11 protein-coding genes and 1 tRNA gene are annotated in these 16486 nt (G+C 60.6%); 4 read left to right on the top strand and 8 right to left on the bottom strand.

The annotated features are described in order from the left end of the window. Positions 1 to 2454, bottom strand: a complete 2454-nt coding sequence (pheT, locus tag PMX60_RS07050) for a phenylalanine--tRNA ligase subunit beta (RefSeq protein WP_271747359.1) — start codon at positions 2452 to 2454, stop codon at positions 1 to 3. A gap of 184 nt (positions 2455 to 2638) precedes the next feature. Beyond that, positions 2639 to 3715 (bottom strand): phenylalanine--tRNA ligase subunit alpha, encoded by a 1077-nt coding sequence (pheS, locus tag PMX60_RS07045; RefSeq protein ID WP_040359117.1) that lies wholly within the window; start codon positions 3713 to 3715, stop codon positions 2639 to 2641. Between the two features lie 504 nt (positions 3716 to 4219). On the opposite strand from pheS, the gene PMX60_RS07040 reads away from it, so the two are divergent. Then, the gene (locus PMX60_RS07040) at positions 4220 to 5803 is read left to right on the top strand and encodes a carboxypeptidase M32 (protein WP_271747358.1); all 1584 of its coding nucleotides are present in this window, start codon (positions 4220 to 4222) and stop codon (positions 5801 to 5803) included. A gap of 97 nt (positions 5804 to 5900) precedes the next feature. On the opposite strand, the gene glmM is transcribed toward PMX60_RS07040, so the two are convergent. The 3 genes from glmM to PMX60_RS07025 form a co-directional block, all read right to left on the bottom strand. After that, entirely contained in the window at positions 5901 to 7232 is a 1332-nt protein-coding gene (gene glmM / locus PMX60_RS07035) for a phosphoglucosamine mutase (protein ID WP_271747357.1), read from the bottom strand. Between the two features lie 83 nt (positions 7233 to 7315). After that, positions 7316 to 9628, bottom strand: a complete 2313-nt coding sequence (locus tag PMX60_RS07030) for a DUF4012 domain-containing protein (protein ID WP_271747356.1) — start codon at positions 9626 to 9628, stop codon at positions 7316 to 7318. A 149-nt stretch (positions 9629 to 9777) separates the two neighbouring features. After that, positions 9778 to 10800, bottom strand: coding sequence for a DMT family transporter (locus tag PMX60_RS07025; protein ID WP_271747355.1), 1023 nt, complete (start codon positions 10798 to 10800; stop codon positions 9778 to 9780). Between the two features lie 289 nt (positions 10801 to 11089). On the opposite strand from PMX60_RS07025, the gene PMX60_RS07020 reads away from it, so the two are divergent. Continuing rightward, a tRNA-Val gene (locus tag PMX60_RS07020) sits at positions 11090 to 11164 on the top strand. 293 nt (positions 11165 to 11457) lie between these two features. Beyond that, positions 11458 to 12144: a DUF5710 domain-containing protein gene (locus PMX60_RS07015; protein WP_271747354.1), complete on the top strand. Its 687-nt coding sequence runs from the start codon at positions 11458 to 11460 to the stop codon at positions 12142 to 12144. Between the two features lie 38 nt (positions 12145 to 12182). Here PMX60_RS07015 and PMX60_RS07010 read toward each other — a convergent pair whose 3' ends face one another. Both PMX60_RS07010 and PMX60_RS07005 read right to left on the bottom strand, forming a co-directional pair. Then, the gene (locus PMX60_RS07010; protein ID WP_195361582.1) at positions 12183 to 12467 is read right to left on the bottom strand and encodes a hypothetical protein; all 285 of its coding nucleotides are present in this window, start codon (positions 12465 to 12467) and stop codon (positions 12183 to 12185) included. 122 nt (positions 12468 to 12589) lie between these two features. Then, the gene (locus PMX60_RS07005; RefSeq protein WP_196022480.1) at positions 12590 to 13672 is read right to left on the bottom strand and encodes an HNH endonuclease; all 1083 of its coding nucleotides are present in this window, start codon (positions 13670 to 13672) and stop codon (positions 12590 to 12592) included. Between the two features lie 215 nt (positions 13673 to 13887). Between PMX60_RS07005 and PMX60_RS07000 the strand changes: the two genes are divergently transcribed. Beyond that, complete coding sequence (locus PMX60_RS07000; protein WP_055309616.1) at positions 13888 to 14379, top strand: hypothetical protein; 492 nt, start codon at positions 13888 to 13890, stop codon at positions 14377 to 14379. Positions 14380 to 14479: 100 nt separating this feature from the next. Here the strand turns inward: PMX60_RS07000 and PMX60_RS06995 are convergent, their stop codons facing one another. Further along, positions 14480 to 15946: an ATP-binding protein gene (locus tag PMX60_RS06995; RefSeq protein WP_271747353.1), complete on the bottom strand. Its 1467-nt coding sequence runs from the start codon at positions 15944 to 15946 to the stop codon at positions 14480 to 14482. Between the last annotated feature and the right edge of the window lie 540 nt (positions 15947 to 16486).

The following is a 16486-nucleotide window of genomic DNA, read 5'->3' as shown; positions in this document are numbered from 1 at the left end:
CTAGCCGCGGACCTCGCCGTTTACGCCCTTGCACACCTTGGTGACAATCTTCTGGTGCGCCTTCTCGACCTCTTCGCTGGTGAGCGTGTGGTCGTCGGAGCGATACGTAAGCGCAAAGGCCATGGACTTTTTGCCTGCTCCGATGCGGATGGGATCGCGGTAGACGTCGAACAGGCGCACGCCCTCGAGCAGCTTGCCGCCGGCACTGGTAATACGGCGCTCAAGATCCTCGCAGGTCACAGTATTGTCGACTACGATAGCAAGGTCGTGCTCAACGGCAGGGTACTGCGAGAACTCGCGGTAGTTCTCCTGATTGCGGGCGCCCTTGATCAGCTTGTCCAGGTCGAGCTCAAAGGCAACGACGACCTCATCGATGCCCATCGCCTCGCGCGCCTCGGGGTGGATCTCGCCGACCCAGCCCAGCACGGTACCGCCGGACAGAACCTCGGCGGCGCGACCCGGCTGCAAGAAGGCATAGCCCTCGCCCTCGGCGGGACGGAAGCGGACCTTCTCGATACGCAGCTGGGCGAGCAGCTCCTCGACAATGCCCTTGCCAAAGAAGAAACGCAGCTTGCGGTACTTCATGCTCCAAGACTGCTCGCTCCACTGGCCCGAGAGCACGCCCGCCACGGACTTGGTCTCCTTGGGCAGGCTGGCATTCTCGCGGCCGTGGAACAGGCTGCCGACCTCGTACAGGTGCACGTTGGGCGTGCCGTGGGCCTCGTTATAGGCCACGGATTGCAGCAGGCCCGGCAGCAGCGAGCGACGCATCTCGGTCTGCTCGGCCACCAGCGGATTCATGAGCACCACGGGGCAGCCGCGGCCCTCGGTGGACATGCCGATCTTCTCCAGGTCGCCCGGGGCGGCAAAGCCAAAGGTCGTGGTCTCGTTGAGGCCGCAGGCGCGCAGGATCTCGCCGACCTTGCGGGTGAGCTTCTGCTCGCGGGTCAGACCGCCGATGTGGTTCTTGGCGGCCGGGATGGTCGCCGTCACGCGGCCCATGCCCCACAGGCGCAGGACCTCCTCAATCAGATCGATCTCGCGCGGCAGGTCGGGGCGGAAGCTCGGCGGAGTGACCATAAAGTCCTCGCCGTCGCGCTCGACGGTGCAGCCCAGGCGGGTGAGCGAACGCTCGATAAAGTCGGGCTCGATGTCGGCGCCGCAGATGGCATGCACGCGGGCCAGGCGCAGCTTGATGCTGTCGATGGTCTTGGGCGCGGGGAACACGTCGACGTAGCCGGGAGCGACCTCGCCGCCGGCGATCTCCTCGATGAGCGCGCAGGTAACGTTGGCCACATCCACGCAGCCGGTCTCATCGACCTGGCGCTCAAAGCGAATGGAGGCGTCAGAGATCAGCGACAGGTCGCGGCTGGTGTGCGAGGTGCGACCGGCGTTGAAGCAGGCACTTTCGACCATCACGTCGACGGTGTCGTCCTCAATCTCGGAATCCATGCCGCCCATAACGCCGGCCAACGCCACGGGACGCTCGCCGTCGGTGATAAGGCCCATGCCGGCGTCGAGCGTGCGCTCCTCGCCGTCGAGCGTCGTGAACTTCTCATCCTGCTGGGCGGCGCGAACCACCACGCGACGGTGGCCATCGCGCTCGGCAAAGGTGTCCAGGTCAAAGGCGTGCAGCGGCTGACCGGTGAGCATCATCACATAGTTGGTGATGTCGACGATGTTGTTGTGCGGGCGCACGCCCAGGGCGTTAAGGCGCTTGACCATCCAGTCGGGCGAGGGGCCGACCTTCACGTTGCGCACGATGCGGGCGACATAGCGGTCGCACAGGCCCTCGTCGGCAATCTCGACCGAAAGCTCGTCGTCGGTCGCGCGGCCGGTCTCGGCCTTGATGGCGGGCAGCTCCACGTGGAAATCGCGATCGAAGATGGCGCCGGTCTCGCGGGCCATGCCGATCATGGATAGGCAATCGGGGCGGTTGGGCGTGATCTCGCAGTCGAGCACGGTGTCGCTCGAGCCCACATACTCGGCAAACGGCATGCCGCAGGGCGTATCCTCGGGCAGGATCATAATGCCGGAGTGGTCGCCGCCCAGGCCGAGCTCGCGCGCGGAGCAGTTCATGCCCATGGACACGACGCCGCGAAGCTTGCTCTTCTTGATCTTGACGTCGCCGGGAAGCACAGCGCCGATCATGGCCGTGACGATGTGGTCGCCGGCCTCAAAGTTCTGCGCGCCGCAGACGATCTGCAGCGGGACGGGGTTGCCGTCGGCGTCGAGGTTCTTGTCGCCCACGTCGACCGAGCACACATACATGTGGTCGCTATCGGGGTGCGGGGTCTTGGTGAGCACCTTGGCAGTCACCACGTGGTCGAAGGACTCGCCCACGGTGTCGATCGCCTCGACCTCGGTGCCGGTACGGATATATTCGTCCGAAAGGGTCTTGGGATCCTCCGGAATATCGATCATGGTCTTGAGCCAGTCGTAAGAAACACGCATCTAGCTCTCCTTTCATACTGAAAGCCTGCGAAGAGATGCAGGTGGAAACATCAACTTTGTGAACATTCCTTACAAAGCGAGGGTTGTCCAAGTGCGGCAGATCGGCCCGAAAGAGGAGCGCCGCGTACTTTGGTACGCAAGCGACGAATGAGCGCCGAGGTGCCGTGCTTGGGCAAGCCGCAGCCTAGAACTGATTCAAGAAACGCATATCGCCCGTCATGAGAGTTCTGAGGTCGGGCAGGTCGTAGCGCAGGGCCGCGACGCGCTCGGCGCCAATACCAAAGGCGAAGCCGGTGTACTTCTCGGGATCGATGCCGCAGTTGATCAGGACGTTGGGGTCGACCATGCCACAGCCCAGGATCTCGATCCAGCCGCTGTGCTTGCAGAAGTTGCAGCCCTTGCCGCCGCACACGTGGCAGCTCACGTCCACCTCGCAGCTCGGCTCGGTGAAGGGGAAGAAGTGCGGGCGGTAACGCGTCTTGCGGTCCTCGCCAAACATGCACTTAACAAAGTAGTCGAGCGTACCCTTAAGGTCGCCAAAGGTGATACCTTCGTCGACGACCAGGCCCTCGATCTGGTTGAACTGAGGCAGGTGGCAGGCATCGGCCGTGTCGGGACGGTAGACGGTGCCCGGGCAGATCATGTAGATGGGCGGCTTCTGCGACTCCATGGTGTGGATCTGCACGCCCGAGGTCTGGGTGCGCAGCAGCACATCGGACTCACCGTGGGCGTGAGCCTCGGGGTGCGCGACGCTGCCGGGGTTGTTGTCGACCACGTAGAAAGTATCGCGGGCCGAGCGGCTCGGGTGATCCATGGGGGCGTTGAGCGCGGTGAAGTTGTAGTAGGAGGTGTCGACCATGGGGCCGGACTCGACGGTGTAGCCGATGCCGCAGAAGATGTCCTCGGCCTCCTCGATGATCTGCTTGATCAGGTGCTGGTGACCGATCTGCGGACGGATGCCCGGCAGCGTGATGTCGACGGCCTCGTGCTCGAGCGCGTGCTTGAGGGCGGCGGCCTTCATCTCGGTGGTGCGCTCGTCGAGCATGCCCTCGATCAGCTGGCGCATCTCGTTGGCGCGCTTACCCATCACGGGACGATCCTCGGGGGCGAGCTTGCCCATCATGCGCATCAGGCCGGTGATACGGCCCTTGCGACCGAGTAGCTCAACGCGCGCAGCCTCGAGCTTGGCGGCGTCGTCGGCGCCTGCGACGAGCTCCTTGGCCTCTTCCTCGAGTTTGACCAGATCATCAATCAGACTCATGTCTTCCCTTTCGTCTCTCGCGCATCCGCGCTCCGGGACGGCTGACGCCGCCCGATGTTGCGGATGCGCGGCCCGGTTCGGTAACAAAAAAACCGCCCTCGGGCATGTACATTGCCCAAGGACGGTTGAATTCCGCGGTACCACCTTGTTTGACCCGGCGGATGTCTGGCCCGCCGCGCCCACTCTGTGCCTCTTGTCGCGAGGCTCACGGCTTCCCTACTGAGACTTTGCTGCCGCTGGCCGCGTGCCCGTTGAGGTTGCTGCTCGGGAGTGAACGCTTAGCCCTTGCCACCGCAGGAAGGCTTGCAGCCCATGACCTTCCCTCTCTTGCCGGCGACGCGGCGGGCAAAACCCTCTCCGTCAACGCATTGGGCTATAGGATAACACATTCTGCGAGCATATCGCCGTGTTCCGTTTTGTTCGTGCTGGGTACAAGGCGGGTAGCTGTGCAAACTGGCCGCGCGCCCACCCGAGGCGCTCGGCCTGCGAGATTAAGGATACGGTATGGGAAAGAAACTCGATAAGAAGGCCAAGGCCGCCGTGGCAAAAGCTGCCAAGGGCGTCAAGGTTGCTAAAGTCGACAAGGCCGTCAAAAAGTTCCGCAAACTCGAGGGCAAGCTGTGGACTCGCGAGTACCTGCTCAAGATTGCCGAGTTCGATGGAGCGACGATTGCTCCTGCCAACGGTGCTGCCGCCCGTGCTGACGCCATGGGCACGCTTGCCGGCGAGCATCACAAGCTACTGACCAGCGAGAAGTCTGTCGAACTCGTGCACTCGCTGGCACGCGAGACCGTCGCCGGCGGCAAGATCGACGACCCGCAGCTGCTTGACGAGATCCGCGTGCTCGGCCGCGACCAGCGCGAGGCAAGCGTTATTCCTACCGAGGAGGCCGAGGCCTGGACCAGGCTCACCTGCGAGGCCGATGCCGTGTGGCACAAGGCCAAGACGGCCAACGACTGGGCGAGTTTTGAGCCCTATGTGGATAAAATCGTCGCCCAACTTAAGCATCAGGCCGAACTCATGGACCCCAAGCGCGACCCATACGACGTTTGGCTCGACCAGTACGAGCGCGGCCTTTCTGCCGAGAGCTTCGATGCGTTTTGCGATGAGGTCAAGGCGACGGTCGTGCCGCTCGTGCACGCTATCGGCGAGCGCGGCCAGCAGCCCGCTGCCGACTTTTTGCACGCCCGCGTGCCCGAGGCCGCCCAGCGCGCCATGAGCTTCGACCTTATGAAGCTCGTCGGCCTGAACCTGAACGACACCACGCTTGCCTTTACCGAGCACCCGTTTAGCGAGGGCTTTGCCGTGGGTGACGCGCGCATCGCGACACACATCTACGAGGACGATTGCATCTCCAACGTCTACAGCATCATCCACGAAGCGGGACACGCCATGTACGAGCTGGGCGTCAATCCCGCCTATGCGCGCACCTGTCTTGAGGGCGGCACCTCCATGGGCATCCACGAGAGCCAGAGCCGCTTTTTCGAGAACACCGTGGGTCGCAGCCGCGCCTTTATGGGACCGCTGCTCGAGGTGCTGCGCCGCCACGCACCCGAGGTCTACGGCGACGTCGACGAGGACACGCTCTACCACGCCGTGAACATCGCGCAGCCTTCGCTGATCCGCACCGAGGCCGACGAGCTCACCTATCCGCTGCACGTTATGGTGCGCTACGAGATCGAGCGCATGCTGTTTGCCGGCGAGGCCACAGCCAAGGATATCCCCGCGCTTTGGAACCGCTTCATGGATGAGTACCTGGGCATTCCCGTTCCCGACGACACGCACGGCTGCCTACAGGATACGCACTGGAGCGGCGGCTCGTTTGGCTACTTCCCCACCTATGCGCTGGGCAGCGCCTACGACGCCATGTTTATGCCGGCCATGTGCCGCGACGGTGTCGACCTCAACGGCGCCTGTGCGAGCGGCGACCTGACACCCGTCCGCGCCTGGCTGGGCGAGCACATTTGGCAGTGGGGCCGCGCCAAGGACGCGCCGGAGCTCATCAAGGGCGCGTGCGGCATGGCGTTCGATGCCCGCTACTACTGCAGCTACCTGCAGGACAAGTTCACCACGCTCTACGAGCTGTAAGGCATAACCGACACGTCAACGCAAAGGGGACGCCGCGGAACCAATCCGCGGCGTCCCCTTTCCACCTAGTTGTTTAAGAACGTCCCCAATGACTACCTTACAGAGCTTCCAGCGCGGCGGCGATGCGCTTCATGGCGGCATCGGCGGATGCTTGGTCGGGTGCCTCGGCCAGCACGCGGATAACCGACTCGGTTCCGCTCTTGCGCACGAGCACGCGGCCCTCGCCTGCCAGCGCAGCCTCGGCCTCGGCGATGGCGTTCTGCACGCCCATGTTCTCGAGCGCGGCGTCCTTGTCCGCCACGTGCACGGCCACCTGCGCCTGCGGCAGCAGCTTGCACGGAGCCGTGAGCTGCGAGAGCGTCTCGCGCTCGGCACGAATCACTTCCATCACGCGCAGCGAGGTCATAATGCCATCGCCCGTGCGCTCGATATCGCCAAAGATCGTATGGCCCGTCTGCTCGCCACCCAGGCTGTAGCCGCCCTCGCGCATCTTGGCATACACGTGACGGTCGCCCACGCCGCTGGTCACGGCGCTCAGACCGGCAAGCTCCAGCGACTTGACCAGGCCAAAGTTGCTGGCAATCGTCGGCACCACGGTACCGCCCGAGAGTCGCCCGTGCTTGTTCAGATACACGCCGCACACGTACAGGATCTGGTCGCCGTCTACCACGCGACCGCGCTCATCCACGGCCAGGCAGCGGTCGGCATCGCCGTCGTAGGCAAAACCCACGTCCAGGCCCTGCTCCACCACATGGCGCTGCAGACGCTCCATATGCGTGGAGCCGCAGTCGACGTTGATGTTAAAACCATCGGGCGCGGCGTTGATCACGCGCACGTCAGCGCCCAGCGCGTCGAACACCGGCTTGGCCACCGAGGAAGCCGAGCCGTTGGCGCAGTCGATACCGATCTTGACGCCCTGCAGCGAAAAGTTCGCGCTGGCGATGAGCGAAGCAATGTAGCGGTTGCGGCCCTGCATGTAGTCCACCGTGGCGCCGATGTGGTTGCCCGTGGCCAGCGGCACCTCGCTCTTGCCATCGATGTAGTCCTCGATGAGCTCCAGTACGTCCTCGTCCATCTTAAAACCGTCGCTATTGACGAGCTTAATGCCGTTATCGCAAAACGGGTTGTGGCTCGCGCTGATCATGATGCCGCAATCGAAGCAGCCCTCCACGGTCTGATGCGCCACGCCCGGCGTCGGGATCACGTGCAGCATATAGGCGTCCGCACCGCTCGCGACCAGACCGCTCACCAACGCCGCCTCGAACATATAACTCGAGCGACGTGTGTCCTTGCCCACGATAACGCGCGCCTTAGCACTGCGGTTGGCGCCGTAATACCAGCCCACAAAACGGCCAATCTTATAAGCGTGCTCTACCGTCAGCCCAACGTTGGCCTCACCGCGAAAGCCGTCGGTGCCAAAGCACTTCATGCGCTCTCCTTACAAAATAGGGGCGGACAGATTGCCTGTCCGCCCCAAAATGGTACTCGATTATCTGCGCTACCAGAAAAACCCTACGCCGACGCGCTGTCGCGAGCCGCCTGGCATGTAGGAGTCTGACGCAGCGTAAGCGGCTTGTCCCCCGCCTCGGCCGACGTGGTCAGCGTATACGTGATCGTCGTCGTCTCGCCAGCATGCAGGTCAACGGTGCCCGAATAGAAGGGGATTCCATGCCACGTAGCGGCACCAAGACCAAACTGGGTACCCTCAACCGTAAGGTCACTGATGTTGCCACCCGTCGGGGCAAACAACGAGACATTCAGACGCTCGTCGTCACGCGCGGCATCGGGTGCGCTCGCCGCAACGTAGTCGGGCAGCTTGCCTGCCTCCTCCTGCGTCATGATGTTCGTCAGGGTAACGGTGATGCGATAGGAGCACGTGCCGTCACCGTTCTTGATGCCCTGACCAATCTGAGTGTCGGCGTTCAGATACCAGTCGAGCTTGGAAAAGCTCAGGTTGTTAAAGTAAACGCCGGCAACGGGATCGGCACTCGGATCTTCCGGATCGGGCAGCGAAGCGTCAATGCCTGTCTCTTTGATGGCATTCTGCTCATCATCGTTTCTCATCCACGCGATCAGGCGGCCCTCTTCGGCACCGCGCTCAACGGCGCTGACAAGCTTCGTAACATCGACATCGCCGATACCGCCAAGGATCTTGTCGAAGGCAGCGCTGGCGACGGATGCAAAGATGCCGTCCGACTCCTCGACCGGATAGTTCCAGTACACATCGTGCATGAGGACCTTTGCGGCGTTGGTGCCGTCGACAACCGTTCCGTCGGGCAGCGAGACATTACCGACCAGGCCCAGCAGATACTGCAGGAACACCGGGTCGATACCGATGACGCCATCAACGTCCTGTCCATACTGGGACTTCCACAGCGCGGCGACACGCTGCGAGTTGCGGGGCCAATCAGGCGAATAGGTATTGCCCGAGTTGTACAGGTTACTGTGGTTGCCGAACAGCGCCTCATCCTCTTCGTCGACGCTCTCGACCGCCTCATCCTCGCTGAGTCCAATGCGGGGAACAAACTCGCCAATCGACATCTGACCGTCGGTGACCGAAATCAGGCCCTGCGAACCGCCAAAGCCGCCGCAGGCACGAATCTCGACGTTGTTCATGGCGTACATAAGGTAGTTGCGCGTCTGGCCGTTGGCGCCGAGCATCTGGGGAAGGACGGGGGCGACCTTCTCCGCCGCGTCAACCGCGCCGTTGAGGGTGGCAAAGCCGTCCTTGGCCTTATCGACCAGCTCGGTCACCTGGGAAATATGAGTATCGCCAATGCCCTGGACCTTCTCGTTGGCGCTCTTGAACACCTTCGAGCTGCTGGAAAGCGAATCGGCGACCGCCTGCAGCGCGGACACGTTAATCATGCCATCCTGGAACAGCTTGCCGGGCGTGGCCTGAGAAAGGTTGTCGGCCATGGGAACCAGCGCGTTGCTCGAGACATCGGACAGGGCGTCAATCATGGTGCGGGCTGCGTTGATGTCACTGCCATACACCGGGATAAACGAAGCCGCCGTCCACAGCGGGCTCGAAGTCTCCGCCTTCATGCTGTCGCAGAGCTCATCAATCTTCTTCGCGTCGTCAGGCAGCGTCGAAAAATCGCCCGACGTGACCTTGTCCTTAAGGCCACCGACGATCTCGACAGCCTCCTTCGCTTCGCTCTTTACGGTCTTTGCCGAGTTAAGCAGCATAAAGCCGCTCGCGCCAAGCGCAACGAGAAGCACCGCGACTACAGCGGCAATAATGGCGCCAGTGTGACGCTTCTTGCCCTCGCCCTTGCGATGGCGATGACGGACCAGACCGTCAGAGGTCGAACTCGACGAAGCGTCGCTACCGTAGTTCAAGCCAAAATCGTAATAATCTTCCTTGGACCCCGAGCCCGCAAACTCGGCACCGCTATCATCCAGGCGGGCGAACGTGCCAGTCTCGGAGGCGCCGGTGTAGATCGTGCCAAGGTTACCCGTAAGCCCCGCGCCACCGGCAGAGGGAGTATTGTTGGCGGCCTTGCCGGCATTAACGTTGCCGGCGGCATTCGCGGCGTTGACAGCACCTGCGTTGTTCGCAGGTACTGAAGGAGCCCCGCTCGGCTGCGACGCGGAGGTTGCACCGCCCGCAAAGACATTCCCTCTTGCACGGCCGGTCTTTTTTGCCTTTTGAGACTGCTCGTACAGAGCGGTAAACATCGCCGTCTCGCCCGGGGACACGCGCTTACCGGAGCTGCCCTGTCCAGCGCCGCCCGGCGTGCCGGCCTTACCAGCCCCGTTCGGACGCGGCGGAACTGCAGGACGGCCGCTATCGCTGCCCTTAAAGTGATTACCAGCCATAAAGAAATCCTCGCAATTGAGTCGCAATGAAAAAATCCATAACGTTACTAGTTTATGGCATTTTGAGCATCGACAGCTAAACTCCAGACACGGACGTCAATTGGCGAAAATGCGGCACAACACCTTTTCTGTCTTGGCGGCGGCGCCAGCTACACCGTGAGGAACATCATCACGATGATCATGGCAAAGCCGATAAGGTCGGTCGGCAAAAACACCGTGCCCAGCATAACGGCGCTGGTGATGGTCGCCGAAACCGGCTCCACAGTTCCGATGAGGCTCGCGCGCACCGAGCCGATGTCCTTAACGCCCTGCATATAGAGCATGTAAGCAAAAAACGAGCCGATAACCACGAACACCGCGAGCGCCTCGATGCCGGCAGCGTCGAGCGCCGGCATATGCGCCCAAGGCCGCACGAAGACGCACGAGACCACGCCCGCCGTGAGCATTGCCGAGCCCGTGACGATGGGGCTGCCGTATTCGGGCAGGATCTTGGCGGGAATCACCGCCATACACGCGGCGCTGACCGCACACATAAGACCTGCTGCCAGGCCAAGCGGCGAGATATTCAGGCTGGTAGGGTCGCCACCGGTGGCGATTAAAAAGGTTCCACCCAGAGCCAGGCCAATGCCGATGACTTCGCGAGTACGCGGCATGCGGCGATCGGTCACGCAGGCGTAGCCCATGATGATAACGAGCTGCAGGCACTGGAGCACCGTCGCGGTTCCGGCGTTCGTCAGGCGCACGGCCGAAAGATAGCAAAACTGGTTGAACAGCAGGCCAAAAGCGGTAAAGAGCAGCAGCTGCTTGCGATCAGCGGGCGTCGTCCAAAGCTTGACCAGGCGTGCGCGGTCGCGCGTGACAACCACAGCCATAAAGAGCAGGCCGGCGAGAATCTGCCGTATGCTCATAAGCCACAGCGTATCGACATGGTAGGTATCGAACAAAAAACTCGCGCTGGTGCCCGAGAAGCCCCAAAACGAACCGCCCACCAGCGTAGCCAAGACGCCCGTGATCATCTTGCGCGTCGAAGCGCTGTTCAGGCGGTCGCGCCATGCGCGACGGGTGTTGCGGCTGAGCTCGTCGGTGCCCTCGGGCACATCAATGTTCGATATATCGGTCATCGGCACCGAAGCCCCTGCGCCTTCGACCTGCTCGACACACTCTTTGCTCATTCCACTCCCCCGAAACAGCCTGGAAACAATTCGGCTTACCTTACCACGGCGAAGTCACCAGCTGGAGGCTTGTCCGCTTATCGGTAGGACAATTCCGCAGGCGTCTTTCCATAGCTCGATACCGCAATGGCCTTGCATTATGCGACAGCCAAATCGCGGCAGCAGGCTCTTTTGAAATGGATGCGACAAAGCCCCCGAATTCCACAATGTAAGCGATTTTTAAAAATGTTCTTGCCACCGAGTTCAGGCTCCGTTATATTATCCCTTGCGCGCTTGCGCACCCTTGATCGGGCGTTTAGCTCAGGGGGAGAGCGCTTCCCTGACACGGAAGAGGTCAGAAGTTCAAATCTTCTAACGCCCACCAAATGTTCGCAGCTCAGAGGCTATGTCTCTGGGCTGTTTTGTTTTATGTCGCCAAATCCGCTGGCAGCTCCAACCGCCCAAACAACCACCCCGCCCATGCGCAAAACCGCGTCAGCGACCCAAGCGCCTATCCCGGCCGACCCCGCAGTCAATCAAAACCGCCCCAATAGCCACCGAGGCCGAGACCAACGCGTCTCGAACCCATCCGCACCGCAGCTTCTCGGCAAAACGCCACAACGTCCATACCCTGCGGTATCCTTGAGTCACTTGCACCTGCAGCACCAAGGAGCCGCCATGCGCACCGAGCTCGATGTTCCCTTTTCGCACAAAGACGAGGCCAAGGCCCTGGGCGCCAAGTGGGATCGGGCTAAGAAGATTTGGTATGTACCCAGCGGCGTTAACCCCGAGCCCTTTGCCGAGTGGCTGCCCGGCGTTGACCGATCCGACCCCTCAGCGCCGTATATATATCTAGTACTGGGCAAGCGCGAGTGCTGGAAGTGTCACAAAGAGACCTCGGTCGCGGCCTTCGGCATTCCCTATCGAACCGATAGCGACGAGAGCATCGCCATCGCGCACGCGCCTAACGAAGCCGGGCACATTGCCATCGACACGGCCAGCGCCAACGCACTCGCCATCGTGCCCACTCTTGGCTGCGTGCCGGGCGAGATCCGCGACTACCTTCATAAGCGCTGCGGCTACAAGCCCGTAGGCGCGCGAGCCTCCAAAGCCCCGTCGCTCGGCAACACGTGCACCAGTTGCGACGCGCTGCAAGGCAGCCGCTATCTGTTCGAGGAGCCCTCGTCCCCGTTTGCCCTCACTGCCATCAACAAGCTACCGGCACTGGAGTTTGTGCGCGTCGAAGTTGCCGGCGTCTTTGGCATCCCAGCCGCGCGCACCAATTTTGACCAGGCACTCTTTACCTGGGCACGCGACCATCACGCCGAGTTCCACAGGCAACTCGGTGAGGGGGTTTATTTGTAGGGACGGAGAAGCCTTCACAGCCAACTCCTCCGCATCACCTATCCCTCGTCGCCGGCGTCATACACGATATCGAGGCCACAAACAGGGCATTTCTCCGGATACACCGGCATATGAACGCCTGTCTGTTTTCTCACTTCGTCGCTGAACCTGTCGCGCGCATCGATGAACCGAATGTCGAGACACGGTATTTGCGAGCCGCAGCAAGGGCAGGTGACGACAAACGACCCGCAATCAACCTCTACGCTCGGAAACATATTGTTGTCTATAAGGGCACACGGCAGTTTTCCGTACTTCCCCATCGCAATATCGCCTCGCCAGCTCATACACGCTCCCCTCTCGCTATACAAAACAGGAAGAGCATGCACCGGCGGGCATGCGCGAGATTGCATCGCCACGCGATCCGATCAAACAACACGATCGTCAAAGAATGCCAAAGCCAAATACGCTAATACGGCAGAAGCCCCGCCTTTTCACGCTTCTTTTCCGAGCGATCGAACTCAATGCGATGGGCCTCAAGAAACACCGTATTGGGTCGCCACTGACGCTCATTCGGCTGCCTTAGCGTCGCACCCGCAAAGGAAGCGTAGCCGGTCTTATCCAGCAGGTACGATCCACACAGCCGATATTCGCCGCAAACAGGCTCAAACGAAATCAGATGAGCATCGAATAAAGCATGTAAGTCGCGCCGAAGCAGAATGCCGTTGCTGGCAACCTGCGATTTGGGTCCCGAGTAATTCTCGATATGTGCAGCCTCCAGAGCTTCGCTGACGCCGCAGTCCGACACCGCGCAACGGCCATCATAGGCGGCAACGAGCTGCTTGCGGAACCATTGCTGCCCCAATCGCTCGCGCCTTAACGCATAGCGGACCTTTTCGTCGTCGGTCGTACCCTGTCCGGCAAACTCAATATCGACGGGCATGTGCTTCAGATAGCTCATGTCGGGCGCAAAACGGGGGTCCGGTCCGCCTTTATGAACAGGACCGTGCAGAACAAACCATCCGTTTTCGGGCTCGAACCGTTCAACAAACGCAAGGCCGAGCACCTTGTAGCCCACCTCGGTTGCAAATATGACTCCGACTGGAACGCCACATTCCATGCAGTTGAGCATTTTACGGTTGTAATTCTGGTCTCGAGAACCAACGGCGCCTGGCGCTTGGACCGAATACTTAATGACCCACGTACCATCGTCCAAATAGAGCGGAGGTACATCGGTGTAGAAGCTCTTTTTAGAGTTATGGACCGAAAGCGCAAAGATCTTATTGGGATCTTGCTTCACCCGATCCTGGCCCGGCCAGAAGATCCCTGAATCCCGCGTTACGGGAAAGAAGTCCGAGCCAATTCTCAAACGATACTGATACTGAGGGCTATCTTCCTTGGTGTGGTGCGGAAGGCTGGTCCAAACGCCGCCGCGCTGTTCCTCACCCAGAAACCACTCCCATGCCTCAACGTATTCGGAAGGCACGAGACTGCAGGCGCGGTCATAGCTTGGTCCATCCATCAACGGAACAGCAAGGTCAATGTCGTTCATCGCCAGCACCTACAACCATACGAACGCGAGTCATGCCCCTCAATAATATGGCCGAGAGTCAATTATTACGAGATCTCATTCCGCGATCGGCACATCGTTGATGCTCTCGGTTTGCCGCTGGCGCGTTTGTACCCCGCTGCCCCACTTCCCTGTATACTGATGTAGCACGTGTTTCATCCGGGCTTGTTGGGCCGGATTGTTCATGGGAGGGTCTTATGGCTGCTTCGAATCCGCCTAAGGGGAGCGTTTCTTCTTCGTCCATCAAGCCGGTTACGCGCAAGGCCGTGCGTTGCCAGCGCGAGGTCGCTTGGCTTGTCACGCAGGCGGCGGGCAGGCTCGTGGCGACCACTCAGGACGTCAACGCGCCTACGCCGAGCTTTGTGCTGGCAGCGGCGCTGGATTTTGTGCGCCAATTGGAGCTTGCCGCACAGGATGCCAGCGGCCACCTCGACTACCAGAATGTTATGGCGCCCGACCTGCAAACGTTCTGCCACATGGCCAAGTTGCCCGCCGCGCCCAATGCGCTTTCGGACGCAGGCTACATGTTTACGCTTTCGGGCGCGGACCTTATCCGCGACATCTATACATACTGCAGCGAGCTCGCCGAGCGCCATGTCTTTGACGCGGCTGAAGTCAAACCGGGATATGTCATCAAGCTGGTTCTTAGGCTGTTCTTGATGGACGGGTTCGCGGCCATGCCGGCGTAAGCCGAGTCTTTAGCATCACCGTCAACTGGGCAACAACCGCTTAACCTTAGTGGGCGCCAATCGAGGGTCGATTATTGGGTCGCCTCGTCCGCTAACGCATTTATTCCACGCGCTCCAACAGTCGATACTTGCGGTTGCGGCTCGTCGCCGGCGCCGTGGGCTCAAGCTCGCCTTGAGCAATGAGCGCGTTGACGCGCGACCTAACCTGGGAAATTGTGAGCCCTGTGCGCTCTGCCAGCTCGCGCGTCCCCAGCTCGCCGTAGTGTTTGAGTGCCGTCACAATTAAGCCCCCGCCATGATCGACCGGCTCGATCTTTGAACGGTAAAGTACGACCTTGAACCGATCGAATCCCGGGCAGAACAGGGGCTCGGCCAGACCATGCGCGCGCATGGCATCGACCATCATCGGGATGCCCGAGCCATTGCCCTCAGCCGGCGAACCTGCGCCATCCGGCAGCGGGACAATCGACATGAGTTTCACGAGCGTCGCGTTACGGCATCGGGAGCTGCCGTCAAACAAGTTCTCGCGAGTCTTTCCCCCGTAAAGGCCGCCAGGATTCGTCACCTCGACACGATCGTCAAAGACGTCGACGGCAATCGATTGTCCACAGAACCGATCCCCGTATTCTCGATGGATTACGGCGTTGGCGATTGCCTCGCGCAGAACCTCCTCGGGAATCTCCAGCGAGTCGACACGCGAGACGCCTTGGACGGTCGAGGTTCGCCGCAAATTCTTGGCGACGGCTGCGACGGCATCCGAGATCATCTCGCCCAACGTTCCCTCACAGATTGTGCGGTCCATGAATCTCAGCGACCCCGCCATGCCCTTCTGAGTTCCCGCATGGACAGCCACGTCAATGAAGAGCTTGGGATAGAACTGCTGAGGGTAGGTGCCCACAACTAGGAGTCCAGCCTTGGTGACATTGCCCTGGGAATCAAGGATATTTAGGCGCTCCAGCTTCGTTTGTTTGTCCGGCGCGCCGCGCATTGCCCGGGGCGTCAACGAGAAAGCCCGATCTATCGTACGGTCGACCAGCGTCTCGTCGAGATTGTCCGCGCCCGCACCCGCCACCGCGTCGCGATCGCTCGGAGTCGCTCGACCGTATGACGCCAATGCGAGCACCTCGGTCGATGAAAGCGGCACATCTTTGTCATCGATGCGCTTGTAGCTGCCGCCCTGGGCGCCCCGCTCTATGACATAACAAGGCTTGCTCGACGGGTCGAGCTCCTCAATCGTGATGACCAGAACCACGGTGCCCTGGAGCTCCACGCGCTCAATGGTGTATTTGGGCGGATTGGCCAGCTTTCCGCGACCGCCGGCATCGCCCATGCCCGCCACGAATTGGTTGAGCACTTTCTCGGTCTCGAAGTTCTCAACCGGGACAAAACCTGCGCGCTCACTCACTCCGAGCACGATGGTTCCGCCGGCAGTGTTCGCGAATGCGCTCACCGTTTCCCACACGTCGCGGGAAAGCGTCGTGGCGCTCTCCTTCGCTTCGACGTTAAGATCATCCGAGCCCATACGCCTTAAAGACTCAAGCAGACCGGTCAGCTCGTTTTCGTTCATCTGCACGTCCTTTCGCTCGGTCCTGCAGAGAATGCCGCGGATAGATTTCCCTCGTCTCTCAGTTATCTCTCGTAATTATCTCTCATTTATCTCTCTATCTCTCGGCTTAGAGATAAGAGATAGATAGAGATGGAATGTCTACCATTTGCTTCATCTATACATATTTTTGCTGGTAGAACAATCGGTATTGAGACAATACCATGATTGCCTGTCTCTTTGCTGCTCAGTTATCTCTCATATTTTTCTCTCATCTTCCTGTCATCTTTCATATTAGAGACGAATGAGAGACGAGAGATACGCAAGTGATGGATGAGCGAGGATTTTCGGACGGTCGGATATCGAGAGTGGATATTTGGACGGTTTTTGGGGCTTTTGCGGCAAATTCCGTCCAAATATCCACTCTCGTTCGATAGGTATCCGGAAATCCTCGCTCGTCCGTCCGAATATCCACTCTCGTTTGGCGAGTGTCCAATTTTCCACGCTCGTGCGGCGGGCACGCGGGACCTATGCCCAATCCGCTGGCATCGTCTTCAGTTCGCC

The organism is Collinsella aerofaciens (assembly GCF_028206995.1).
Taxonomy (GTDB): Bacteria; Actinomycetota; Coriobacteriia; order Coriobacteriales; family Coriobacteriaceae; genus Collinsella; species Collinsella aerofaciens_AQ.
Note: the sequence above shows the minus strand (reverse complement) of the source record. Positions and strands in the feature narration are given on the sequence as shown.

Excerpts from the sequence above, each read along its gene's own strand:
- pheT (WP_271747359.1), bottom strand. The coding sequence starts at position 2,454 with ATGCGTGTTTCTTACGACTGGCTCAAGACCATGATCGATATTCCGGAG.
- pheS (WP_040359117.1), bottom strand. The coding sequence starts at position 3,715 with ATGAGTCTGATTGATGATCTGGTCAAACTCGAGGAAGAGGCCAAGGAG.
- PMX60_RS07040 (WP_271747358.1), top strand. The coding sequence starts at position 4,220 with ATGGGAAAGAAACTCGATAAGAAGGCCAAGGCCGCCGTGGCAAAAGCT.
- glmM (WP_271747357.1), bottom strand. The coding sequence starts at position 7,232 with ATGAAGTGCTTTGGCACCGACGGCTTTCGCGGTGAGGCCAACGTTGGG.
- PMX60_RS07030 (WP_271747356.1), bottom strand. The coding sequence starts at position 9,628 with ATGGCTGGTAATCACTTTAAGGGCAGCGATAGCGGCCGTCCTGCAGTT.
- PMX60_RS07025 (WP_271747355.1), bottom strand. The coding sequence starts at position 10,800 with ATGAGCAAAGAGTGTGTCGAGCAGGTCGAAGGCGCAGGGGCTTCGGTG.
- PMX60_RS07015 (WP_271747354.1), top strand. The coding sequence starts at position 11,458 with ATGCGCACCGAGCTCGATGTTCCCTTTTCGCACAAAGACGAGGCCAAG.
- PMX60_RS07010 (WP_195361582.1), bottom strand. The coding sequence starts at position 12,467 with ATGAGCTGGCGAGGCGATATTGCGATGGGGAAGTACGGAAAACTGCCG.
- PMX60_RS07005 (WP_196022480.1), bottom strand. The coding sequence starts at position 13,672 with ATGAACGACATTGACCTTGCTGTTCCGTTGATGGATGGACCAAGCTAT.
- PMX60_RS07000 (WP_055309616.1), top strand. The coding sequence starts at position 13,888 with ATGGCTGCTTCGAATCCGCCTAAGGGGAGCGTTTCTTCTTCGTCCATC.
- PMX60_RS06995 (WP_271747353.1), bottom strand. The coding sequence starts at position 15,946 with ATGAACGAAAACGAGCTGACCGGTCTGCTTGAGTCTTTAAGGCGTATG.